This is a genomic window from Nocardia niigatensis NBRC 100131, from assembly GCF_000308655.1.
Taxonomy (GTDB): Bacteria; Actinomycetota; Actinomycetes; order Mycobacteriales; family Mycobacteriaceae; genus Nocardia; species Nocardia niigatensis.
This window is the reverse complement of sequence record NZ_BAGC01000107.1, coordinates 60,530-83,707: the sequence shown is the minus strand read 5'-3', so window position 1 is coordinate 83,707 and position 23,178 is coordinate 60,530. Positions and strand designations below refer to the sequence as shown.

General features: G+C 69.2%; 17 protein-coding genes and 3 pseudogenes. 10 read left to right on the top strand and 10 right to left on the bottom strand.

Features of this window, described 5'->3' with window-relative positions:
• Positions 1-74: 74 nt before the first annotated feature.
• From ON33_RS32300 to ON33_RS41885, 4 genes are all read left to right on the top strand, one after another.
• Entirely contained in the window at positions 75-3,974 is a 3,900-nt protein-coding gene (locus ON33_RS32300) for a Pls/PosA family non-ribosomal peptide synthetase (RefSeq protein WP_040862927.1), read from the top strand.
• Positions 3,974-5,329 carry a M1 family metallopeptidase gene (locus ON33_RS32295; RefSeq protein WP_051153252.1) on the top strand — a complete coding sequence of 452 codons (1,356 nt, stop codon included), beginning with the start codon at positions 3,974-3,976 and terminating at the stop codon, positions 5,327-5,329. The genes ON33_RS32300 and ON33_RS32295 overlap by 1 nt, the downstream gene beginning before the upstream one ends.
• Before the next feature lie 238 nt (positions 5,330-5,567).
• Positions 5,568-7,220, top strand: coding sequence for a DEAD/DEAH box helicase (locus ON33_RS32290; RefSeq protein WP_083869457.1), 1,653 nt, complete (start codon positions 5,568-5,570; stop codon positions 7,218-7,220).
• A gap of 245 nt (positions 7,221-7,465) precedes the next feature.
• Positions 7,466-7,630 carry a hypothetical protein gene (locus ON33_RS41885; protein WP_157184837.1) on the top strand — a complete coding sequence of 55 codons (165 nt, stop codon included), beginning with the start codon at positions 7,466-7,468 and terminating at the stop codon, positions 7,628-7,630.
• Positions 7,631-7,633: 3 nt separating this feature from the next.
• On the opposite strand, the gene ON33_RS32285 is transcribed toward ON33_RS41885, so the two are convergent.
• A complete protein-coding gene (locus ON33_RS32285; RefSeq protein WP_505792500.1) occupies positions 7,634-8,596 on the bottom strand; it encodes a phytanoyl-CoA dioxygenase family protein in 963 nt (320 codons plus the stop codon).
• Between ON33_RS32285 and ON33_RS32280 the strand changes: the two genes are divergently transcribed.
• The 3 genes and pseudogenes from ON33_RS32280 to ON33_RS32270 form a co-directional block, all read left to right on the top strand.
• A complete protein-coding gene (locus tag ON33_RS32280; RefSeq protein ID WP_040862925.1) occupies positions 8,534-9,112 on the top strand; it encodes a TetR/AcrR family transcriptional regulator in 579 nt (192 codons plus the stop codon). The genes ON33_RS32285 and ON33_RS32280 overlap by 63 nt on opposite strands.
• Before the next feature lie 52 nt (positions 9,113-9,164).
• The gene (locus tag ON33_RS32275) at positions 9,165-9,566 is read left to right on the top strand and encodes a nuclear transport factor 2 family protein (RefSeq protein ID WP_040862924.1); all 402 of its coding nucleotides are present in this window, start codon (positions 9,165-9,167) and stop codon (positions 9,564-9,566) included.
• Between the two features lie 95 nt (positions 9,567-9,661).
• Positions 9,662-10,243: pseudogene (locus tag ON33_RS32270) on the top strand (GAF domain-containing protein); the annotation flags it as partial.
• A 293-nt stretch (positions 10,244-10,536) separates the two neighbouring features.
• Here ON33_RS32270 and ON33_RS32265 read toward each other — a convergent pair.
• Complete coding sequence (locus tag ON33_RS32265; protein ID WP_040862923.1) at positions 10,537-11,238, bottom strand: TioE family transcriptional regulator; 702 nt, start codon at positions 11,236-11,238, stop codon at positions 10,537-10,539.
• 112 nt (positions 11,239-11,350) lie between these two features.
• Here ON33_RS32265 and ON33_RS32260 point away from each other — a divergent pair, with 112 nt between their 5' ends.
• Positions 11,351-12,553, top strand: coding sequence for an erythromycin esterase family protein (locus ON33_RS32260; protein WP_040862922.1), 1,203 nt, complete (start codon positions 11,351-11,353; stop codon positions 12,551-12,553).
• 70 nt (positions 12,554-12,623) lie between these two features.
• Here the strand turns inward: ON33_RS32260 and ON33_RS32255 are convergent, their stop codons facing one another.
• Both ON33_RS32255 and ON33_RS32250 read right to left on the bottom strand, forming a co-directional pair.
• Complete coding sequence (locus ON33_RS32255) at positions 12,624-13,727, bottom strand: PLP-dependent cysteine synthase family protein (protein ID WP_040862921.1); 1,104 nt, start codon at positions 13,725-13,727, stop codon at positions 12,624-12,626.
• Positions 13,728-13,812: 85 nt separating this feature from the next.
• Positions 13,813-14,472 (bottom strand): arsenate reductase ArsC, encoded by a 660-nt coding sequence (locus tag ON33_RS32250; RefSeq protein WP_040862967.1) that lies wholly within the window; start codon positions 14,470-14,472, stop codon positions 13,813-13,815.
• A 265-nt stretch (positions 14,473-14,737) separates the two neighbouring features.
• Here ON33_RS32250 and ON33_RS32245 point away from each other — a divergent pair, with 265 nt between their 5' ends.
• On the top strand, positions 14,738-15,433 hold the full coding sequence (locus ON33_RS32245; protein ID WP_083869455.1) for a TetR/AcrR family transcriptional regulator: 696 nt from the start codon (positions 14,738-14,740) through the stop codon (positions 15,431-15,433).
• 22 nt (positions 15,434-15,455) lie between these two features.
• On the opposite strand, the pseudogene ON33_RS32240 reads toward ON33_RS32245, so the two are convergent.
• Positions 15,456-17,664: pseudogene (locus ON33_RS32240) on the bottom strand (hypothetical protein).
• Between the two features lie 222 nt (positions 17,665-17,886).
• Here ON33_RS32240 and ON33_RS32235 point away from each other — a divergent pair.
• Positions 17,887-18,357 (top strand): MarR family winged helix-turn-helix transcriptional regulator, encoded by a 471-nt coding sequence (locus ON33_RS32235; RefSeq protein ID WP_040862966.1) that lies wholly within the window; start codon positions 17,887-17,889, stop codon positions 18,355-18,357.
• A gap of 470 nt (positions 18,358-18,827) precedes the next feature.
• Here ON33_RS32235 and ON33_RS32230 read toward each other — a convergent pair whose 3' ends face one another.
• The 5 genes and pseudogenes from ON33_RS32230 to ON33_RS32215 form a co-directional block, all read right to left on the bottom strand.
• Positions 18,828-19,748 carry an MFS transporter gene (locus tag ON33_RS32230; protein WP_157184836.1) on the bottom strand — a complete coding sequence of 307 codons (921 nt, stop codon included), beginning with the start codon at positions 19,746-19,748 and terminating at the stop codon, positions 18,828-18,830.
• Positions 19,693-20,079, bottom strand: a complete 387-nt coding sequence (locus ON33_RS42395; protein WP_040862918.1) for an MFS transporter — start codon at positions 20,077-20,079, stop codon at positions 19,693-19,695. Before ON33_RS42395 ends, ON33_RS32230 begins: the two co-directional genes overlap by 56 nt.
• A 111-nt stretch (positions 20,080-20,190) precedes the next feature.
• Positions 20,191-20,407 (bottom strand): annotated as a pseudogene (locus ON33_RS43690) (thiolase family protein); the annotation flags it as partial.
• Positions 20,398-21,168 carry a 2-phosphosulfolactate phosphatase gene (locus ON33_RS32220; protein WP_040862917.1) on the bottom strand — a complete coding sequence of 257 codons (771 nt, stop codon included), beginning with the start codon at positions 21,166-21,168 and terminating at the stop codon, positions 20,398-20,400. The gene ON33_RS32220 and the pseudogene ON33_RS43690, both read right to left, overlap by 10 nt.
• Positions 21,169-21,441: 273 nt before the next feature.
• Positions 21,442-22,422: an AraC family transcriptional regulator gene (locus tag ON33_RS32215; RefSeq protein WP_157184835.1), complete on the bottom strand. Its 981-nt coding sequence runs from the start codon at positions 22,420-22,422 to the stop codon at positions 21,442-21,444.
• Between the last annotated feature and the right edge of the window lie 756 nt (positions 22,423-23,178).

The following is a 23,178-nucleotide window of genomic DNA, read 5'->3' as shown; positions in this document are numbered from 1 at the left end:
CCTGTCGGTAACTCTCGTATGAAACAACCAACGCAGAAGCGCCGGATGGTTCCACGAGAGGTGGGCAGGACCTAATGCCGCAACAGCAGGCAGATACCGAGATCGACCCGAACCCGATGCTCGGGGCCGCTCTCGCGCCACCGGCCCGCACCCTGATCGATATTCTCGCCGCCACCGCCGCGACTTACCCCGACGCACCCGCGCTCGACGACGGTGAGGTCGAGCTGGGGTACGCGGAGTTGCTCGCCGAGATCGCGGTCGAGGTGGAACGCCTCGCCGCGGCCGGGGTGCGGGCGGGCGACCGGGTCGGCGTGCGCATGCCGTCCGGAACACGCGGGCTGTACATCACGATCCTGGCGGTCCTGCACGCCGGCGGCGCGTACGTCCCGGTCGACGCCGACGATCCCGACGAACGCGCCCGCCTGGTGTTCGGCGAGGCCGAGGTCTCGGCCATCGTCACCGCGGCCGGGATCGAGTCCACCGGCGTCGCAAGGGAACCCGGTGACGGGCTCGCCGCCACCACCGCGCCCACCCCCGCCGACGACGCGTGGATCATCTTCACCTCCGGCTCCACCGGAACCCCGAAAGGCGTTGCGGTGACCCATCGCAACGCCGCGGCGTTCGTGGACGCCGAGGCGCGCCTGTTCCTCCAGGACGCCCCGATCGGGCCCGGGGATCGGGTGCTGGCCGGACTGTCGGTCGCCTTCGACGCCTCCTGCGAGGAGATGTGGCTGGCGTGGCGGCACGGCGCCTGCCTGGTCCCCGCGCCGCGCGCCCTGGTACGAACCGGCGCCGATCTGGGGCCGTGGCTGGTCCGCCGGGAGATCAGCATCGTCTCGACCGTCCCGACGCTGGCGGCCACCTGGCCCGCCGAGGCGCTCGAACCGGTGCGACTGCTCATCTTCGGCGGCGAGGCCGTGCCGCCAGAGCTGGCCGAACGGCTTGCCGGCAAACAGGATTCCGAACGGGAGGTGTGGAACACCTACGGCCCCACCGAGGCCACCGTCGTGGCCTGCGCCGCGCTGCTCGACGGCGGCTTCCCCATCCGCATCGGGTTGCCGCTGGACGGCTGGGACCTGACCGTCATCGACGCGGCCGGAAATCCGGTGGGCGAGGGCGAATCCGGTGAACTGGTGATCGGCGGCGTCGGCCTGGCGCGCTATCTGGACCCGGCCAAGGATGCCGAGAAGTACGCGCCGCTGCCGTCGGTCGGCTGGGAACGCGCCTACCGCAGTGGCGATCTGGTGCGCAACGACCGCGAGGGACTGGTCTTCCTCGGCCGCGCCGACGACCAGATCAAACTCGGCGGCCGCCGCATCGAACTCGGCGAGATCGACAGCGCCCTGCAGCATCTGCCGGGCGTCACGGGAGCGGCGGCCGCGATCCGGACCACCAAGGCGGGCAACAAGATCCTGGTCGGCTACCTGACCGGACCCGACGCCGGCTACGACCTCACCGCCGCGAGAAACATTCTCGCCGAACAGCTTCCGGCCCCGCTGGTCCCGCGACTGGCCGTGGTCGGGGAACTGCCGACCCGCACCTCCGGCAAGGTCGACCGCGACGCGCTGCCCTGGCCGCTGCCCAAGGCCACCGCCGCCACCCCCGAGGGCGGCCTGTCCGAGACCGAGCGGTGGGTCGCGGGACTGTGGGATTCGATTCTCGGCGCGGAGGTCACCGACCCGAACGCCGACTTCTTCGATCTGGGCGGCGGCTCGCTCGCCGCGGCCCAGCTGGTGGCCGCGCTGCGCGAACGCAATCCGCGCATCGCCGTCGCCGACCTCTACGACCATCCGCGCCTGGGCGCGCTGGCCGCCCTGCTCGACAGTTCCGAACCGACCGCCGCGGTCGAGGAGCGCACGGTCCGGCCGGTCCCGCGGTCGGCGCAGTTGTTCCAGGTGCTGGCCACGATTCCGCTCACCACCCTGACCGGCCTGCAATGGCTGACCTGGCTGGCGATCGTCGGCAATGTCGCCGCCTGGTCGGGCTCGCTGCCCTGGCTGCCGCACCTGTCGTGGTGGTGGATGGCGGTGGCGTTCCTGCTCTTCATCTCCCCGCCCGGCCGGATGGCGCTGTGCGTGGCGGGTTCCCGGCTGCTGTTGCGCGGGGTGACCGCCGGCACCTACCCGCGTGGCGGGTGGGTGCATCTGCGGCTGTGGACGGCCGTGCGACTATCCGAGGCCAGCGGCGCCGAGAACCTGTCGGGCGCACCGTGGATGGTGCCGTTCGCGCGGGCGCTGGGCGCGAAGGTGGGCCGGGGCGTCGACCTGCATACGCTGCCGCCGGTCACCGGCATGCTGGAACTCGGGGACGGCTGCAGCGTCGAACCCGAGGTGGACCTGTCCGGCTTCTGGATCGACGGCGACCTCGTGCACATCGGCCCCATCGAGATCGGGCCGGGCGCGGTCGTCGCCGCCCGCTCGATCCTGCTGCCCGGCACCAAGATCGGCCGCAATGCCGAGATCGCGCCGGGATCCTCGGTCGCTGGCAAGGTGAAGGCCGAACAGGAGTGGGCGGGCTCCCCCGCCGTGAAAGTCGGCCGGGCACAGCACCGCTGGCCCGACGAGACGCCCGCGCGGGCCTCGCACTGGGTGGCGATCTTCGGCATCACCTCCATGGTGCTGGCCTCGGTGCCGATCTTCGCGCTGGGTACCGGCGGCCTGCTGATCGCCTGGTGGATTCGCGACACCCGCACGCTGGCAGCCGGATTCGGGCGCGGCTTCGCCATCCTGCCGGTCGCCATGCTGCTGGTGCTGGGCGTCTACGCGGCGGTCACCATCGTGGCCGTGCGGCTGCTCGCCATCGGGCTCACCGAGGGCCATCACCCCGTGCGCAGCCGCCAGGGCTGGCAGGCGTGGGCCACCGAACGGCTGCTGGATTCCGCGCGCACCTTCCTGTTCCCGCTCTACGCGAGCCTGCTGACTCCGGTGTGGCTGCGGCTGCTGGGCGCGAAGGTCGGCAAGCGCGTGGAGGTTTCGACGGTCCTGCTGCTGCCGAAGTTCACCGTCGTCGCCGACGGCGCGTTCCTGGCCGACGACACCATGGTCGCGAGTTACGAACTCGGCGGCGGCTGGCTGCGCATCGGCGAGGCCAAGGTCGGCAAGCGCGCCTTCCTCGGCAATTCCGGCATGACCGCGCCCGGGCGACGGGTGCCCAAGAACGGCCTGGTCGCCGTGCTGTCCGCGGCGCCGTCGAAGGCCAAGGCCGGGTCATCGTGGCTGGGCAGCCCGCCCACCCGGCTGCGCCGCGCCGCCGAATCCGGTGACACCGCGCGCACCTTCGATCCGCCGTTCCGGCTGCGCGTGGCCCGCGCGGTGGTGGAGACCTGCCGGCTGATCCCGGTGTTCGTGACCTTCGCCATCGGCCTCGGGGTGCTGTTCGCCCTCGCCTGGCTGGCCCATACCCTCGGTCATCCGGCCGCCGCGCTGCTCAGCGGTGTGGTGCTGCTGGCCGCGGGCGCGGTCGCCGGCGCGTCCTCGGTGATCGCGAAATGGCTGCTGGTGGGCCGGATCAGCACCGAGGAGCATCCGCTGTGGAGCTCGTTCGTGTGGCGCAACGAGGTCGCCGACACCTTCGTCGAGCATGTCGCCGCGCCGTGGTTCGCGCGCGCCGCCACCGGCACACCCGTCCTGAATGTCTGGTTGCGTGGACTCGGCGCGACCATCGGCCGCGGGGTATGGTGCGAATCCTATTGGCTTCCGGAGGCTGACCTGGTGACACTCGGTGACGGCGCGACCGTCGAACGCGGCTGCGTGGTGCAGACCCACCTGTTCCACGACCGCATCATGGCCATGGACACGGTCACCCTCGGCGCGGGCGCCACCCTCGGCCCGCACTGTGTCGCCCTGCCCGCCAGCGTGATCGGCGCGGGCGCGACCATCGGCCCCGCGTCGCTCGTCATGCGCGGCGACAGCGTGCCGCCGTCCACCCGCTGGTGGGGCAACCCGATCGCGCCCTGGCCGGAGGGACGCCGCTGATGACCGGCCGGCTCGACGCCCCCATCGATGAATACCTGCCGCAGAACGGGAATCGCGGCTACCGGGTCTCCCGCTACGAGCTGGAGCTGGTGTACAAGGTCGCCAGTAACCGGCTGGCCGGGCGCGCGGACATCACCGCGGTCACGACCGGAGTGCGAGATCGGTTCGCGCTGGACCTGTCCCAGGCGCTGGCGGTGTCCAAGGTGTTCGTGAACGGCGTCAAGCCCGCCAAATTCACCCATCAGCGCGGCAAATTGGTGATCACGCCGCGCTATCGGATTCCGGCGGGTGGCGTGCTGGCGCTCACCGTGCAGTACGCGGGCCCGCCCCGGCCGGTGTGCGGGCCGTGGGGCGAGGTCGGGTGGGAGGAGCTCACCGACGGCGCGTTGGTGGCCAGTCAGCCCAATGGCGCGGCCTCCTGGTTCCCGTGTGACGATCACCCGAGTTCCAAGGCCAGCTACCGGATTTCGATCACCACCGACTCGCCGTACTACGCGCAGGCCAACGGCACCCTGGTGCGCAAGCAGACCAAGGCCAGCCAGACCACCTGGGTGTACGAGCAGCCCGAGCCGATGGCCTCCTATCTGGCCACCATCCAGATCGGCCAGTACCGCAAGCAGCGGGTCGAGGCGCCGCGCGGCACGGTGCCCATGCAAGCGGTGCTGCCGCCGCGGCTGCGCGCCGCCTTCGAGCACGACTTCGCGCGGCAGCCGCAGATGATGGAGGTCTTCACCGACCGGTTCGGGCCATACCCGTTCGAGGCGTACACGGTGGTGGTCACCGACGACGATCTCGAGATTCCCGTTGAGGCACAGGGCATTTCGGTGTTCGGGGCGAATCACTGCGACGGGCGGCGCGGCTCCGAGCGGCTGGTCGCGCACGAGCTGGCACACCAGTGGTTCGGCAACAGCCTGACCATCGGGCAGTGGCGCGACATCTGGCTGCACGAGGGCTTCGCCTGTTACGCGGAATGGATCTGGTCCGAGGCGGCCGGCGGGCCGAGCGCGGACCAACTGGCCCGCACCGCGCACCGCAATCTGGTGCGACTGCCACAAGACCTGCTGCTCGCCGATCCGGGAACGGACCTCATGTTCGACGACCGCGTCTACAAGCGGGGTGCGCTGACCCTGCATGCGTTGCGGCTCACACTCGGCGATCCCGCCTTCTTCGATCTGTTGCGTGCCTGGACCGCCCGATATCGCCACGCCACCGTCAGCACCGACGAATTCACCGACCTGGCCGGGCATTACAGCACCGGGTCACTGCGATCACTGTGGGACAGCTGGCTGCACGCCCCGCCCCTGCCCCAACTGCCCGCGCTCCCCGCGTTCGAGGCCAGTTCCGGGACCGGGTAGACTCCCAGCGAACACGTTGTTGATCATGGATGTGCCGGGCCCAGACAAACGCACGGTCACACCCGCGTCGTAGATCGCTTCGAACTTCCAAGCAGCCCCCACTGCGCGGCTTAGCTTTCCTTACGGCGATCGATTTTGCCCGCTGGCAATCTCGCCACCTTGTGCCCTCGGCGCGGACCCAAATATCCGCAGCACGGCTCGGGCACACACCCGATGCCCGAAAGGCACTGCAACACCGATGACTTCTGCCCCTGCTTCCTTTACCGCGCTCGGCGTCCGCGACCCCCTGGTCCGTGCGCTCACCAACGCCGGCATAACTGAACCATTCCCCATCCAGGCCGGCACCCTGCCCGATTCGCTGGCCGGGCGCGATGTGCTCGGGCGCGGAAAGACCGGCAGCGGAAAGACCCTGGCGTTCTCCATTCCGATGGTGGATCGCCTCGGCGAGCGCGCGCAGCGGTGTGCGCCGAATCACCCCGCCGGGCTGGTGCTCGCACCCACCCGTGAACTGGCGACCCAGATCGCGGCCACGCTGGAGCCACTGGCGGCCGCCTACCGCATGTCGGTGACCACCATCTTCGGCGGCGTCTCCCAGCATCGGCAGGTGCAGGCGCTGAAGCGCGGCGTGGATATCGTCATCGCCTGCCCGGGCCGCCTCGAGGACCTCATGCGGCAGGGCCTGATCAGCCTGGACTCGGTCGAGATCACCATCATCGACGAGGCCGACCACATGGCCGACCTGGGCTTCCTGCCCGGCGTCACCCGCATTCTGGCCGCCACGCCAGATGACGGTCAGCGCCTGCTGTTCTCGGCCACCCTGGACAACGGCGTCGACAAGCTCGTCAAGCGGTTCCTCCCGGATGCTGTGAAACATGCTGTCGACGAAGCGAATTCGCCGGTCGCCGCCATGACCCACCACGTGTTCGAAGTGCCGACCATGGAGGCCAAGCGCGCGGTCGTGCACCGTCTCGCCTCCGGGTCCGAGCGCCGAATCCTGTTCACCCGCACCAAACACCAGGCCCGCAAGCTGGCCAAGCAGCTCACCACCGCCGGCATCCCGGCCGTGGACCTGCACGGCAATCTCACCCAGCCCGCCCGTGATCGCAACCTCGCCGCGTTCGCCGCCGGCGCCGCGAAGGTCCTGGTCGCCACCGATGTCGCGGCCCGCGGCGTCCACGTCGACGGCGTCGAGCTGGTGGTGCACGTGGACCCGCCCGCCGAGCACAAGGCCTACCTGCACCGCTCGGGTCGCACCGCCCGCGCCGGCAACCACGGCGACGTGATCACCCTGGTCCTCCCCGATCAGCGCTCCGACCTCGCCGCCCTCATGCGCAAGGCCAAGATCGACGCCACCCCGCAGCCGGTCACCCCCGACTCGCCCGCGGTCACCGAGCTGGTCGGCGAGGTGGCCCCGCTGGTCGCCATTCCCGCGCCCGAGACCACCGCGCAGCACCGCGTGGACACCTCGGCCACCCCCGCCCGCGGCGCTCGCCAGCCCAAGAAGCGGACTCGCCCGGCCGCGGCCGACGCGAAGCAGTCCGCACCCCGGAACCGCCGCCGGCAGGGCGCGCAGAGCATCGACGATGCGCGCACCCCCGACCGTCCCGCGGCCAGGAAGCCCGATAGCGCCACCGACGCCCGGCCTGCGCGCCGCGCGGGCGGCCGCACCGGCGGGAAGTCCCGCACGTCGGCCACTGCCGCGGCGAACGGCCACAACCCGCGCGCCGGTTCCGCCCGCGACGACAAGCCCGCCGCTCGCACCCGGACCGAGCGCCGCGGCGCAGCCGGTGCGCGGCAGGGAGACCACGCCGAAACGCGCACCCGCGGCGCGTCCGGCCGGACCGCATCCACGCGCGGCGACAGCACTTCTCGCCGTCGCCGCGCCAACTAGCGCATTCCCTGCCGGCGAAGCCGCGGCCACGTCCCGGTGCGCCCGCGGCCCTCGCGGGTCACCTTGTCGGCAGCTGCGATGGCTGTGGTCGCGAGATGCTCGAGAGTGCGTCCAGAATGTGACAATTGCCCGTATCTTGCGGGGCTCAGTTTTTCTACAGTTATTGAATAGCCGGCAGATTCCCGCTCTTACCTCGCGAATTCTCATCCGTCATCTCGGGCGCCATTTCAGGGTCAGGAGAAGTCATGAAGACGCACCCCCCACTGAGCGAGCGGGTCATCGTCAAGTTCGAGCGGGTCGATGATCGGTACCGGGTCTCGGTGACGCCGATCGACCGGTTGCAGTGGCGCGTCGGGTACGCGCCGGATATGAAGGCCGCCGTGCTGCTGGCCCATGAACTGGCGAGCTGAGCACTACAGGGCGGGTGCGCCCGGTTCCAGGAGCCGCTTGGGGTGCACGCCGTCGACCTGTCCGATGAAGGGCGGGTGGATGCTGTACCCGAGCATCCGGCGAATGTCCTCCGACACCGCGCGCACGGTGTCGCGAGTCATGGAGAGCGTGAACGCCTCCTGCGGGCGCAGCCACGGTTCGCAGTATTGAGCGGTGAGCGCCAGGCGCGGCTCGTCGGAACGATTCGCGCCGCCGCCATGCCACAGCGTGCCGGGGAAGAAGACACAGCTACCCGCCCGCATCACCACGGGTTCACGGCGGTCGGACTCCTCCGGCAGCCGGTCACCCCACAGATGGCTCCCGGGAATGATGTCGGTCGCGCCGTTGTCCGCGGTGAAGTCGTCGATGGCCCAGATGGTGGCCGCCCCCAACCCCTTTCGCGGCCGCGGCAGCGGATAGAAGCCGTCGTCGGTGTGCAGCATCTGCGCCTGCTCGCCGGGCAGGATATTGATCACCTGGAGCATCGACAGCAGGTAGTTCGGCATGAACATCCGGTCCAGCAGGGCCAGCACGCGCGGGTGGTCGGCGATGCGGTCGCAGGAGCGGGTCTTGTTCAGCACGCTGTAGATGCGCTGCGTCGAGTGCCCCTCGAAATTGTTCCGCCCGCTCCGACCCAGCAGTGGCGCAACGCTTTCCCGGATCTCGTCGAGCTCGGCCGGGGTCAGCAGGTCGGGCAGGATCACGTAGCCGTCTCGCGCCACCGCCGCCAGATCGGCCTCGACCACCGCCGGGTCGACGCCGGCGCCGCTGCTCTCGGTGCGCCGGTATGTCCCGGCCAGATCGCCGTCCAGATCACGCAGTGACGTCACCTTCGCGCTCATCCCGCCATCCTTTACATAACTGAGTTCTGTTATTCTTCGACTGTGGCACGAGCACCGATCGGACGTCAACAACTTCTGGACGCGGCCCGCGACGAACTGGTCCATGCCAACGGCACCTTGGAGCTGAGCGCGCTGACCCGCCGCACCGGTTTGAGCACCGGCGCGCTGTACCACCATTTCGGCTCCAAAGTCGGTCTGCTGGCGGCCATCTGGGACGACTTCTACGAGGGCCTGAGCCACGCCATCGCCGATGACCGGCTGCCCGCCGACGGCGACTGGGCCACCCGCGAGCGCGCCCGAACGCATTGTTTCGTGGCCTTCCACTTCGAGCACCCACTCGCGGCACTGCTGCTCAACCGGGCCGCACCCGATCCGGGCCTGACCGAGATCGAGGCCGTCTACATCCGCAATCTCGGCGACGCGGCCGCCGCCAACATCCGGCGCGGGCAGGCCACCGGCGAGATCCCCGCCGATCTCGACCCCGACAGCGCGGGCGCGTATGTGATCGGCGGCCTGCGTCACGGCATCGGCCAGCAGTTGCGCGTCCATCCGCGGCCAGCGGTCGACCTTGCCGCCGAACGGCTTTGGCGTTTCACGGCTGCCGCGCTCTCGCTGTCCTGAGCCGCGGAAAAGGACTGGCGATCGCGGCCCCGGCCGCGTATCACTGGGTTCCATGCCGATCTCCACGGCCGATCGCCTGGCCATCCACGAATTGCTCGCCCTGCATGGACATCTCAGCGACGCCGGTGCTTTCGACCACTTCGACGAGATCTTCACCGACGACATCGCCTACGACCTGACCGCCTACGGTGCGGGCGTCGTGATCGGCCGGGATGCCCTGCGCGATATGGCGCTTCAACTGGGCGACGGCAATCCGCTCGGACATCACGTCACCAATATCGTTGTCTCGCCGGTCACGTCCGATACCGTGCAGGCGCTGTCGAAGGGGCTCGCGGTCGAGACTGCCGGCACCACCGCGAGCGTCATCTACGAGGACACCGTCCTGCGCACCGAGTCCGGCTGGCGCATCAGCCGGCGCCGCGTCGTCCCGCGCCGGAAACCCCTCCAGCCCTGACGTTTCGGCAAGCCCGCGGCGGTCGCTTCCCGAACCGCTTGGGATGTTCGCGCTTTGGTCGCGCGCCGAATCACCGCGGTGGAAGAATCCCCCGCATGTCGGGCGGTGTAGTGCCCTTTTCGGGTGACAGAACTCCGATGGTGGAAGCCCTGTCCCAGTGGCGGCTGCGTGAACTCCTCGCCGAGGTACAGGATCGCATCGCGCAAGTGGTCGATGTGCACGACCGGGTGGACCGGCTCATCGACGCGATGCTGGTCATCACCTCGAGCCTGGATCTGGACGAGACGCTGCGCACCATCGTGCACACCGCCATCGAACTGGTCGATGCGCGTTACGGCGCGCTGGGCGTGCGGGAGACGCGCAGCAGCGGTGACAACCTCTCGGAGTTCGTCTACGAGGGGATCGACGATCACACCCGAGTGCTCATCGGCGACCCGCCACACGGGTGCGGAGTGCTGGGCCTGCTCATCGAGCAGCGGAAACCGCTGCGGCTGAAGGATCTCTCCCTCCATCCGGCCTCGATCGGGTTCCCGCAGCACAACCCGCCCATGCACAGTTTCCTGGGCGTCCCGGTCAAGGTGCGCGACGAGGTGTTCGGCAGTCTCTATCTCGCCGAGAAGGTGAACGGCCAGGAGTTCACCGAGGACGACGAGGTGGTGGTGCGGGCGCTGGCCGCCGGGCGAATCCGGTGGTACTCGCGTCCTCTGGACCGCGCCGCTGCCCTGACCGCGGTCCCGGCGAGCGGTTGCCCCCGTTGAAGCGGACGTCTGATAACACCGAGGGTGCGTCAACGGGGGCGTGGGGTCACCGCTGTGTCGGATTCGTCCGGTAGACCACCTCCTTCCGCTCCCTCGGACGATGCGTCCGTGCTCCGATCGGTGCCGTCGAGCATGCCCGGTGCCGCGCGATTCCATTACGGCCGAAAGTCCTTGTCCCCCGGGAACATAGCCACCAACGATCCCGAACTACCTCAGAACCTGGTCTGTTCGAGCAGACCGAGATAGATGTCGAGTTGGGCTGCGCCGGTGAGGAGCTCACGACTGCGGGCGGTGAGGCGCTGCTGCCAGGCATCGAGGAACACCGTCAGGGCGTCCGTGTCGCCCGCCGTGCGGAGAGCGTCGAGGAATTGGGTGATCCGGGACAGCTGGTAGTTGCCGCGGCGCAGCTGCCGGGCGATCTCGGCGTCGCGGACGCAGTCCGGGCCGTAGCGGCGGTAGCCGGTGGCGCGGTCGCGATCGGGGCGCAGGATGCCTTCGGTCTCCCAGCTGCGCAGAGTCGCCGGGTGCACACCGAGGCGGCGGGCGAGTTCGCCCACTGTCAGCGGCGGGCCGGTGGCAGCCGCGGGGACCGGAGCGGACAGGCTGCGCAGGGCCCGGGCGACCTCGGTACGGGTCGTGCGTTCGGTGTGCAGAGCGAGGTGGGTGGCGTCGACGAGCCGGTAGGCGGCGTCGGTGTCGCCGCGGTTGATCGCGCGCATGATGTCGGTGGCCGGCTGATGGCCGTGGCCGTGGCGCAGCGCCAGGAAGGTGCGTAGCGCCTGCGCGTGCAGGGGCGTGTAGAGCCGGTAGCCGGTGTCGCTGCGCTCGGTGGGCGGGAGGACGCCCGCCTCGTCGTAGTTGCGGACGGCCTGTGCGGAAAGACCGTGTTCCCGGGCGAGATCGATGGGTCGCAGGTAGCACCTCCGATTGAGGGTTTGGGCCCTCGAGCCCAGTTCGCTAGTGACGAAGTTTCACACGATTCTTCAACGATAGTGTCGAGGGTAGTTCCTTCTGGAAGGGGTCTCCATGTCCACTGCCACCACGCTGCGTGCCATCGGCCACCCGGTCGATGATCCGGAAAACCTGGGCCGCGCCCTCGATGCCCTGCTCGCCGCCCGCACCGAACCACCCGCCCTGCTCGCGCTCGGCGAGCCGACACACGGCATCGTCGCATTCCCGTTGCTGCGCAACGAGTTTCTCGGTCATCTCGTCGAACGGGGTTACCGGTCGATCATTTTGGAGACCGACGTCTTCGCCGCGTCGATTGTCGACGACTACGTGTGCGGCGGGTCAGCGGACATCGAGACGGTCCTCGCGACCGGATTCAGCCATGGATTCGGTGCGGTACCGGGCAATCGCGAACTGGTCGAATGGCTCCGCGCCCACAATGCCGACCGCGCACCGGAGGACCGAGTGCGCTTCCATGGCTTCGACGCCCCGGTGGAGTACTCGGGCGCCCCGAGTCCCCGCCACGCCCTCGCCCGAGCCCTCGACCGCCTACCCGCCGACCTACACCCCGAATCAGCCCGCGACCTGGACGAATTGGCCGGCGACGACGCCGACTGGACCAACCAGGCCGCCATGTACGACCCCGCGGCCTCCATCGGCGACTCCGCCCGCGCCCATACCCTCCGCCTGCTCGCGGACGACGTGGTCAGCGCCCTGCACCGGGCGTCCGCGGGCCTGCGCCCGGCCGACCCGGCCGCTTTCGACCGCGCCGCGTCGCAGGCTCGCACCGCCCGGGGCCTGCTGCGCTACCACGCCGCCATGGCCGCCCCCACCCCCGACCGCATCGACGTCCTCTCCAGCCTCCGCGCCGAGATGATGGCCGATAACCTCCTGACCCTGATCGCCCAGGAGCAACACCGCGGCCCGTCCCTCGTCTTCGCCCACAACGCCCACCTGAGCGTTGCCCACGATGACGCCAAGTCCTGGGCCAATACCGGCGCCCTCGTCCATCAGGCTCTGGCCGACCGCTACCTCTTCATCGCGGCCGACGCCAGCCTCACGCCCGACCCGGACACGCTCCAGCACGCATTGGCCGAGGCGACACGCCGGCGCACTCTCTTCCCGGTCCCGCCCCTGCGCGCGGCACTCCCCCGGTCGACCGGCGCGAGCAAACCGATTCTCCCCGGCCATATCCCGCTCACCCTTGCCGACCTGCCCGGTGCCGCCGCGGTCGTCTTCATCGCTGACACCGACGGCAAGCGTCATCGGTATTGGCGATGACGCTCGGATAAAGAGAGCTGAAATCGCTGTGGCACAGGCATTCTCGACAACCTGCGCCACACGAGCGGAATCAGACGCCGAGGCCGCCGGACTGGAGGAAGAGCTCCAGGCGGCGAGCGTAGGGCGTGGGGTCGATGCCCTCATGGGCCAACCAGGCGTCGCTGTAGTACTTGTCGAGACAGCGTTCGCCCGGGTCACAGAGCAGAGTGACGACGCTGCCTTCTTCCCCGCGGGCGAGCATGCCGGAGATCACGGCGAACGAAGCCCACACTCCGGTGCCGGTGGAGGCGCCGCAGCGGCGGCCGAGCAGGCGCTCCAGCAGGTGGATGGTGGCGACCGAGGCGGCGTCGGGGACGCGGATCATGCGGTCTATGGCATGCGGCACGAAGCTGGGTTCGATGCGCTGCCGGCCGATGCCCTCGATGCGAGATCCCTTGCCGGAGGTGATGTTCGGGTCCAGGGTGCGCCAGCCTTCCAGGAAGACGGAGTTCTCCGGGTCGGCGACGCAGATGCCGGTGTCGCGCTGGGTGTAGTGGACGTAGCGGGCGAGGGTGGCGGAGGTGCCGCCGGTACCCGCGGTGGCGACGATCCAGCTCGGTTCGGGGTACCGCTCCTGTTCGAGCTGGCGGAAGATCGATTCGGCGATGTTGTTGTTGCCCCGCCAGTCCGTGGCGCGCTCGGCGTAGGTGAACTGGTCCAGGTAGTGGCCGCCCTGTTCGCGGGCGAGCCGGGCCGCGACCTCGTACACCTCGCTCGGGTCGTCGACGAGGTGGCAGGAGCCGCCGTGGAATTCGATGAGGTCGATCTTGGCCCGCACGGTGGAGCGCGCCATGACGGCGATGAACGGCACGCCGATCAGCTTGGCGAAGTAGGCCTCCGACACCGCGGTGGATCCGCTGGACGCCTCGACAACCGGGCGGCCGGGCCGCAGCCAGCCGTTGCACAGCCCGTACAAGAACAGTGACCGCGCCAGCCGGTGCTTCAGACTGCCGGTGGGATGGGTGGATTCGTCCTTGAGGTAGAGGTCGATTCCCCATTCGGCCGGCAGCGGGATGGTGAGCAGGTGGGTGTCGGCGGAGCGGTTGCCGTCGGCCTGAACCTTGCGGACGGCCTCGCGCAGCCAGCTCCGGTACTCCGGGTCATAACGGTCGATATCGGTCTCGTCGGCAGGCATGGTGTCGACGCTAGCCGGAAATCGCGTGTTCCCGATGTGACCTGCTGCGATATGTCCCAACCAGCGGCAATAGGGAAGAAGCGCGTCAGGCCGCCAGTCCGAGGTTGGCGACCAGGCGGCGAACCCGCAGTTCGATGTCATCGCGAATGCCGCGGATCTCGTCGATGCCCTCGCCGGCCGGATCGGGCAGCGGCCACTGTTCGAAGCGGTGACCTGCGATGATCGGATCGGTGTCACCGCAGCCCATGTCGATGACCACATCGGCGGCGCGCATGAGTTCGTCGGCCCACGGCTTCGGGAATTCGTCGGCGATGTCCACCCCGCGCTCGGCCATGGCCGCCACCACGAGCGGATTTACCGCCACGCCCGGCGCCGAGCCGCACGACCACGCTGACGCCCGGTCCCCGGCCAGTCGTTTGAAGAATCCGAGCGCCATCTGCGAGCGACCGGCATTGAGCTTGCAGACGAACAGCACGGCCGGGCCGGTCCGGACGGCGCGCCCCTCGGCGAGAGCCAGGGCCGTCAATCGTTCCCGCGCGAAACGCTCGGCGAATCCGACCGAGTGTTCGTGGTCGAGGCCGGCGGCGTCGAGGTGCGCGAAGGAGCTGTCGAGGATGCGTTCGACGGTGGCGGCGCTCGCCACCGTGCCGAATTCCTCCGTCAGCCGTTCCGAGGCCGCGGCCCGGACGTTCCGGTCCACGTCGGGGGCGACGGAAGGCAGGGCAGCGCCGAAATGCTCGTTCATCATTGCTCCCTCCGCACGCCGTCCAGCCTATCCCCGTCACCCGGCCGCCGTTGGTGCGCGAAACGCCCTCATCTCGCGGTAATAGGCAACGGCTACCGCCGAACATCCATGAAACCCCGCCCTGCGGCCGCTCGCCGAATGGCTTCACGCAGAGCGAGCACTCGTACGGGAGCCGGCAGTGTGACCACAGGCACGTCCGCCACATCGCGACGGACCGCCAATCGCGCTGCGCCGCACCGCGTTGAGCTGACCGTATAGTTTACGCGTGGTCAGAAAATCAGCCGCTACCGCCGATCTTCCGGCCGTGGAGGGGCCCGGGTCCGAGTCCAAGGCCACGCGTACCCGCGCCCGCATCCTGGACGCGGCCGCATTCGTGCTGAGCCGCAAGGGATATGGCGGTACCCGGCTGTCGGATGTGGCGGAGCAGGCCGGCCTGCAGGCCCCGGCGATCTACTACCATTTCGGTTCCCGTGATGACCTCATCGAGGAGGTCATGTGGGCGGGTGTCGCCAGCATGCGCGAACACGTCTGCGCTGTCCTCACCACCCTCCCGGACGGGACGTCGCCGCTGGACCGCATCGACGCCGCCGCCGAGGCACATCTTCGCCATGTCCTCGAGATCTCCGATTACGCCACGGCCGCCATCCGCAATGCGGGCCAGGTGCCCGAACGCATCCGGGCCCGCCAGGTCGAGGAGGAGAACAAGTACGGCGATGTCTGGCGCGCCCTCATCGCCGAGGCCGACGGCGCGGGTCTGCTGCGGCCGGAACTGGATCCCCGGGTGGCGCGCATGCTGGTACTGGGCGCGCTGAACTGGGCCGCCGAGTGGTGGAACCCGCGCCGCGGCTCCCTCGACACCGTGGTCCGCACCGCCCAGACCATGATTCGCAACGGGCTGTCGCCCGACGCCGAGGAGCAACCGGTCAAGCCCCGGCAGAAACCACGCCGGGCTACGGCCTGACCGGTTCGCCGCGGAACGCCGGTCAGACCAGGACGGGTGTCAGCGGTTCGGTGAACGGATCGAATTCGTCTGCGGGCAGCCCGGTTTCGAGATCGTCGTCCTGACGCTGGCGCCGGTACAGCCATTGCAGCAGAGCCAGTCCCAGGAATCCGGCCAGCGCCGTGGCGATGCCGATCTTCCAGCCCGGCGGACGCCAGGTGACCACCAGGTCCGCATTTCGGGGTTCTCGGTGGGATATCCACGGCCACAAAGGTATTCGCGACCGCGCGGAAGCCGATGCGCTGCCCGTCGAGGGTGACACGATAGCCGGGCCACGCCAGCCGGGCGAAGACCAGGCTGCCGCCGTCGGGCGAGCTGACACGCAGGTGGCTGCTGACGCTGTCGTGCCCGACCTGGGTGGCGGTGACGCCACGCGCGTCGGAGGGGCCCGGGGTGGTCGAGATCGGTCCGCCCTCGCGTTCGAGCACCCAGATGTAGCGCTCGTGGCCCGGATAGTCCACCCACTTCCAGCCCGGTGGCGCGGGCTGCTCGCCGACGTCGGGGTACTGGGCGCGTTGCAGCACAACGCGATCCACCTTCATCAGGTCGACATACGAACGCCCCGTGGTGGGTTCGATCGCGAAGGCCGCGCCGAACGCGGCCGGACAGGTGCTGCCGTCCCATCCCATGCACAGCAGTCTGCTGAACTCCCGGTACCCGATCGGTGTGTAGGCGTTCACGTAGTCGAAGCCCAGATTCTTGGCGTAGTTGCCGAAGGCCAGGGAACCCCAGGCGCCGGCGGCGCTCTGCGCGTCCGGCGGCACCAGGGCCCGGTCGGCGAGTTGCAGAGTGACGCCGCCGAAATACGGGAAGGCCGCCGTCATCTCGGACCGTCGCTCCGGGAAGTGATATGACATGGGCGTGGGCGCTTGCAGGCGCACCTGGCTGTAGGCGATGGGGAACATGGCCACGATCGCCAGCGCAATGGCAGCCGCCGGACCGCGGGTGCGGAGCAGGCGGACGAACGCCGCGGTCAGGGCGGCCACCACGGCGACCGCGATCAGATGCCGGAGCACCAGATGCGGAGCGGCACAGAAGGACCGGACGAACAGCAGCCCGAGCAGGACGGCGGCCGCCACGCCCCGGCGCCGGACCCCGAAGCGCCCGTGGCGGCTCAGCCACAGGCACACCAGGACCAGCAGCCCGACCGCCAGCATGGGCAGGACCCGCGCGGGCCAGCGCAGCGGGCCGATCCGGCCGGGCCCGGCGGTCCACATCAGGAAGATGACCGCGAAGAGCACCGGCCCGGTGTATTCGCGCGCCGACCGCCGGACCGCGCCCCAATCGATGAAGGCGAGCAGCGGGATCAGGAACCAGGCGATGTACACCATCGGAATCGGCTGCACGTAGCCCCACCAGCCTGTGAAGGCCGGAACCGTGCTGGGCAGGCTGGCATTCAGCGATTCCGACCACGGGACGGTCAGGAAGTCCTCGGACAGAATCCGTTCATTGCCCCGCCAGGTGACCGGCGAGGACAGCAGGCCCGGCAGATACGTCTCGAGCCCGACCGCGCCCGCGCACGCCGCCACCGCCAGCAGCCGCAGCGACGGCCGCCGGTCGCGCTGCCGCACCACCTCACCGACCGCCACCGCGCCGATCATCAGGGCGGATTCGACTGCGGGAAAGACGTATTGGACGGAGATGGCGAAGTACAGGTACACGAACACCGGTGTCGGCCCGTTGGTCCAGCGCCGCTCGTCCGCCGGCGTGCGGGTGTACCGAATCGCCGAGGCCCACGCGTGCAGCATCCACGCGGTTCCGGTGAGCGAGGTCGCCCAGCTGGATTCGTCGAAGAACAGGAACCACCCGGACAGCGGAAATGCGATGGCCGCCAGTGCCGCCCAGGAACCGCGTGCCCCGTAGGCCAGGCACACGCGGAAGACGCCGAGCGCCGCGATGATCGAGAAGATCAGCTTCACGATCGTCACGTAGAGCGCCAGGTTGTCCACCTCGGGCGCGAACCAGTCGACCAGCAGCTGCGGCGGGTTGTAGAGCCCGGCCTCCTCCATGGAGTAGTTGCCCGACATCCATTCCCACGGCACCAGCGCCGGGAAGCGCCCGGCGTGCATGTGGCGGCCCAGCATCACCCACATCGGGGCGTACTGCGATTCGGTGTCATCGGTATAGAAGTGGCGGGGATTGGCCAGCAGTACCGACGCATACCCCGCGACCACGCCGATCACAGCGACCATTCCCCACCGGCACCCGTCGCTTCGAAGCCGGAGCGCAGCACGATCTCCCACGACCCCGAGACCCTACCCGATACAGGCAGTATGCAACAGTTGCCATATGCCCGAGTTCGATTTCATCACGAAGGCGGTGCCGATGCACACGTCCACAACCGAACCGGCAGGATAGGAGCAATCAGACAGCGGGCAGAACGTGCGGAGGTAGTGGTGGCGGCGAAGGACGCGATGGCCGCGGAGTCGGTGGACGAGATCACCGATGCCCTGCTGGGCGCTTCCCGATTGCTCGTCGCGCTCTCGGCGCGGTCACTGGCACTGGTCGACGACTCCATCACCATCCCGCAGTTCCGGACCCTCATGATCCTCTCGACCCGAGGGCCGTCGAAGGTCGTCACCCTGGCGACCGCGCTGGATGTGCAGCCCTCGACCGCGGCCCGGATGGTGGACCGACTGGTCGGCGCGGGACTCGTGGACCGCAAACCGAATCCGGACTCCCGCCGCGAGCTCATCATCGAATTGACCGCGCACGGACGCGAAGTCGTCGATGGGGTGACCGCCCACCGCCGCCGTGAGCTCGCCGCCGTCGTGGAGCAGATGCCAAAAGCCGACCGGTCCGGCCTGATTCACGCCTTGACAGCATTCACCCACGCGGGCGGCGAGACCCCCGCCGACCTCGATATCGACAGCTACCAGCTCTGATCGGCCCGCCCCCGCGGCTCCAATTCGACACGCCCACGCCAACTCTGATTCGACACACCCCCGGCAGGGCTGATTCGCCGCACCGTCGCCATCAAACCGTGGCATAGAGCAACTGTTGCTCACTGCCTGCATTTGCTAGCGTGGAGGTACGCCTCAGGGGTGCAGCCGCCGGGCACGACGGCCTCACCGAGGGCTCGGGTGTTCCATCAGCACATCCGCACCGAGGGGCCGAGTCCCATGACCCTGGATATCGTGGCATTCTCTTTGGCCGCAATGAATTTCACCGCAGTGGTCGTCATGCTGACGATCGGCCTGACCGATCTGCCGAGCTGGCCGGTGTCGACCCGCTGCGGGCGATGCTCACGCTGGACCGTCGACATACGGCGACGAGCCGATGTGACGTGCCTGCGCTGCCGCGTACGGCCACCGTCGAACCGACAGGTGACACAACCGTCGAAACGATCCGTGGCCTAGCTCCCGACCCGCTCGGATGCCGTTGGAGAGCTATTGCGGCTCAGTGTCTTTCGGCGTCGGCGTCGCGGCGAGGCGATCGCCCAGGCAGTGAGGGCGACTGCCGCCAGTGCGGTGCCGCCGAGGATGAACCCGCGCGCGGGCGCGGGCGCGATGAGCGCCGGAATGATCGCCATGCCCGCGGTCCCGGCCGACCGCATCACGGTGTGGTTGACGGAGAGCAGTCGCAGTCGCGCGGGCTGCGGGTGCGCGGCCAGCTGAGTGCCGAGTGTGATCGAGATGAAGGGAGTCACGAATCCGGACAGCGGCGCGAATACGAGCACTGGTGAAAGGCTGTGGGCGGCACCGGTCGCGACCATCAGTACACCGGCGATCGCCCAGGCCAGACAGAATCGCGGCAGGAATGCCGCCGCCGGCGGGATCCGACCGGCGGTGAGGTTGCCCGCCAGCCCGGCGGCGCCGGTCGTGGTGAGAACCCATCCGTATACCGAAGGGCCCGAACCGATCTGGTGCGCGAGCAGCAGCGGCAACCCGATGGCCGGCAATGCGGTCAGGAACAACCCTGCGGCGTGGACGAGGAACGCGGCACTCAACGCTGGATGCTCGCGCAGCAGTGCTCGCGCGGAGACGGTCCGGACCGAGGATGCCGGCGGTTCGGTGCCGGTCCCGGCCGATGCGCCGCCCGAGCGGAACGCAGCGAGATACAGCAGCGCGGCCACCGATACCGCGAAAGTCATTGCGTCCGCGATGAACAGCGCCGGCACCGGAACGGCCAGCAGCAGCACACCGGCCAGCGCCGGGCCTGCGATGCGCGCGATCCGGCCGTTGAGATCCATGGCAGCGACCAGCGCGGGCCGCTCGTCATCATCGACCAGGTCGGGCACCAGGGCGCCGAGGGAAGGATCGAAGATCGCGGCCAACCCCGCCGAGTAGTGCGGCAGCGGCCAGCATGGCGGCGGTGCCGCCGAGGTTCCAGAGCACCGGCATGACGCCGACCACCACCGCGCGCAGGACATCGATCGCGGCGAGGTTCCGAAAGGCGGCACAGCGCGCGAGCAGGCGCGCACCGAATGTGCCGATCACGATGAACGGCACGGATTCCGCGATGGCGACCGCGCCCATGACCGCCGGGCCGGATCGTTCGAGGGCGAGCCACATGATCGCCAGCCCGTAGCACCGATCGCCGAGGATCGACAGCAGCTGTGCCGCCCAGATCGCGGAGACCTGGGGGCGGCGCAGCAGCAACAGCACAGCCCGCGACGATAGTGGACGCCACCGACAAGGCGCCGTCTGGAACGTCCCGCGGGTCAGAGCCTTTCGATGATGGTGACGTTGGCCGCCGTACGTAGCCCGGCCGCCGCCCTCACACACGGTCTGCACGCCGCCGGCAACGATCAGGTCGGCGCTGCCGCTCAGCACCGCCCGCGCCACGAAATGCACTGCTTGCTGCGAGGATTCGCTGCCGGTCGATTGTGACGCCCGGCACCGTCTCGCGCAGGCCCACCGCCAGCGCGGCGGTGCGGGCGATATCCCCGGATTGCGGGCAGATGGTGTCCAGGCACCCGTGGATCACCTCGTCGCGTCGGCGAAGCGGCCCTCGTGCAGCACGGGAACCACTGCGCTGCTCTCGATTTCGACCGCGACGGCCACATCGTCGGCGAATCCGATGGCGGCCAGCTCCCGCCCGGAGGCGCAGTCACCGATCAGGGCGGGCACATCGGGAATGCCCGAGAATCCGGCCCGCGTGGCCATCGACTCCGGAGACAACGGCCCCGCACCGTTCTCCGACAGCGCCGCGACGACCGCGCCGGCCCCGAGCCAGTCCTCGAGCGCCGGGCGCAGCACGTCCCGGTCCGGCCAGTGTTCTCCGGCGGCGATCACCCCGACCGGCCGATCCGCGGTCCCCCAGCCCTGCTTCACGATCCACCGACCGACCGCGGACGCGTTCCTCAGGCAAGCCGCCACCACCGGAATCCTCTCGACTGCAACGGAAATCGCGGATCCGTTCGGTGACGGCAGCACCAATCGTTCGGGCACCGGCACCCGGCGCAGTGCGGCCGGGGACAGCGACCACGGATTCCCGGCGCCCATGACGCTGCGCCCGACCGCCAGCCGGGCATCCCGCGACACCGCGAAATCCGCTGCCGTCGAATCCCTTGCGGCATACGGGAACACCTGTGTCCCCGCCTCGACGGCCACCGAGACCGCGGTCGTGAACGACAGCACATCGATCACCACGAGCGCCGCACAGCCCGGCCCGAGTGCCCGCGCACCGGTCAGCCCCCACTCGAATCGCACTCCGTACCCGTCCTGTCCCGACCACGCGGGCAGCTCCGACATTCCGATTCCCCTCTCCAGCAATCCCGGCCACACGGGTTTCACTGTGCGTCAACCACTATTGCCGGACCAGTCGGAGTGGGGATTGTCGCATGGCAGGCGCTCCGGGGCTCGATCAGTTTGCAGGACATGGCAGAGGAGAGCAGCGGAGCCGCTCGGGGAATCAGCCGTCGCGGGGAGTTCACGCCGGTCGATACCCTTACCCGCGCGCGTCCCCGACCGCGCCGACGCCTGGGAGCCGTCGAAGGGAGTCGGCTTCCTGATCCTGTCGCTTGTTCAGCGCGACCGATTCCGGGGTCCGAGCTGGTCCCGGAACTGCCCCGGCGTGAGACCGGTCTCCTCGCGGAAGGCCCGATAGAAGTGGCGGTCCGTCGCGAAGCCGGAGGCCGCGGCGACGGCGGCCAGGGATCGGGAGGGATCGGCTCGGATGAGCCGGCGGGCATGAGCGATACGGGTGCGGCGGACGATCGCGCCCGGCTCGCCGAAGCCCTCGCACACCCGGTACAGGGTGCGGCGCGAGATCAGGCAGGCGTGCGCGATCTCGTCGACCGTGAGGTCGGGGTTCGTGAAGTTCTTGCGGATGTAGGCCAGCACCTGCTGCCGCATGTAGAGCGAATCCGAAGGGGCAGGCGAGCTTTCGCCGTTCGCAAGCAGCAGGGCCGACGCCATCATGCCGGCGGCATCACTGCCGAAGACGGTGACCGCGCGGGCGATGTCGTCGGGCGGTAGGTCGGCCAGGTTGCGGAAGAAGGTGGAGACCACACCCAGCGCACCCGTGGTGGGGACGGAGATGGCGGTGGGTAGCTGGTCCCGGGTCAGACCGGAATGCTCGAGGACCAGCTGCAGCGGGGCACGTACCAGCGTCGACAGGCAATTGTCGGTGGTACGGCTCTCCAGCGGCACGCTGCTGTCGAAGAACGAGATGGTGCCGGGCTTGCATTCGGCCGTCCGGCCGCACTGCTCGGTCCAATTCGTGCCCTCGATCGCGATATTCACCAGTAAGAACTCATCGGTCGACTGCGCCACCATCTTTTTTGTCCGCAATGCCCGTTGCGCACTGGCCTGCATGCGCGACACCGCGAATCCGTCGAATTGGGTGGTGGCGATCTGTCCGTGCCAGTGACCTTGGCGCAATGGCTCGATCACCGTCGGGGCGACCGCATCCGACATCAGGGCTTCCCACTGCTCGAACGCCTGACGTGGCGAAAGGGTCGAGGACGACGAGATCTCGACAGCGCCGAAAACGGCTTGCTCCACGCCGGTAATCTTCTCACCACATATCGCTCAGCAACCACGTTTCGAACGAGTTCTGTCCGCGGTCGGTGACCAACGTCCCAACCATGGCGTCACCGCAGCGGTGAACCACTCATGAGCAGGGCGGTCAATGTATACAGACGCTCGATTCTAAACGCAGATCCCAGATTTTTGTAGTGCCACAATGGGGTTCGCGTGGAATCGGCCGCACCGACGTCATGGCAATCGGCAAGAAATATGTGAGCCCGGTGCAATGCGGTGGCCGCTGGACGCTCTACCAACGAGTTCACGCAGACGCACAGCGCGGGCACCGCGTACGCGGTCTCCTCCGCGGTGGGATGCCGGACACCCCAGGATCCGCCGCCTGCGCCGTATCGTCGGCGTTCGCCAGCAGTCCCGGGGCGCGGGCCAGGCCGCGCGTGCCGAGCCCCGACCGCAGCGAGTCGCTCAGCGACACGGTGAAACCCGGCGGCAGCGCGACCCCACCCGAACGAAAAGCACTGCCGCAGTGTCCCGTTCGATATGAAGGACTGGTGCGAGGACCGCCACAGCCCCTGACGGCGGACCGCCTCACGGCACAGATACCGCTCGGCCCCGGCGGATCCCGCGAGTCGTTCCAGGAGATCGGGAATCGTGAACTCGATGGCCTCGGGACCGGGCAGTCGTTCTGGAACAAAGACTTCCGGATCCGTGAAGCGGAATTCGCTCCGCCGCCGGGCCCGCACCGCGCATCCGCGCCCGATCGATCGGCGGGTCCGG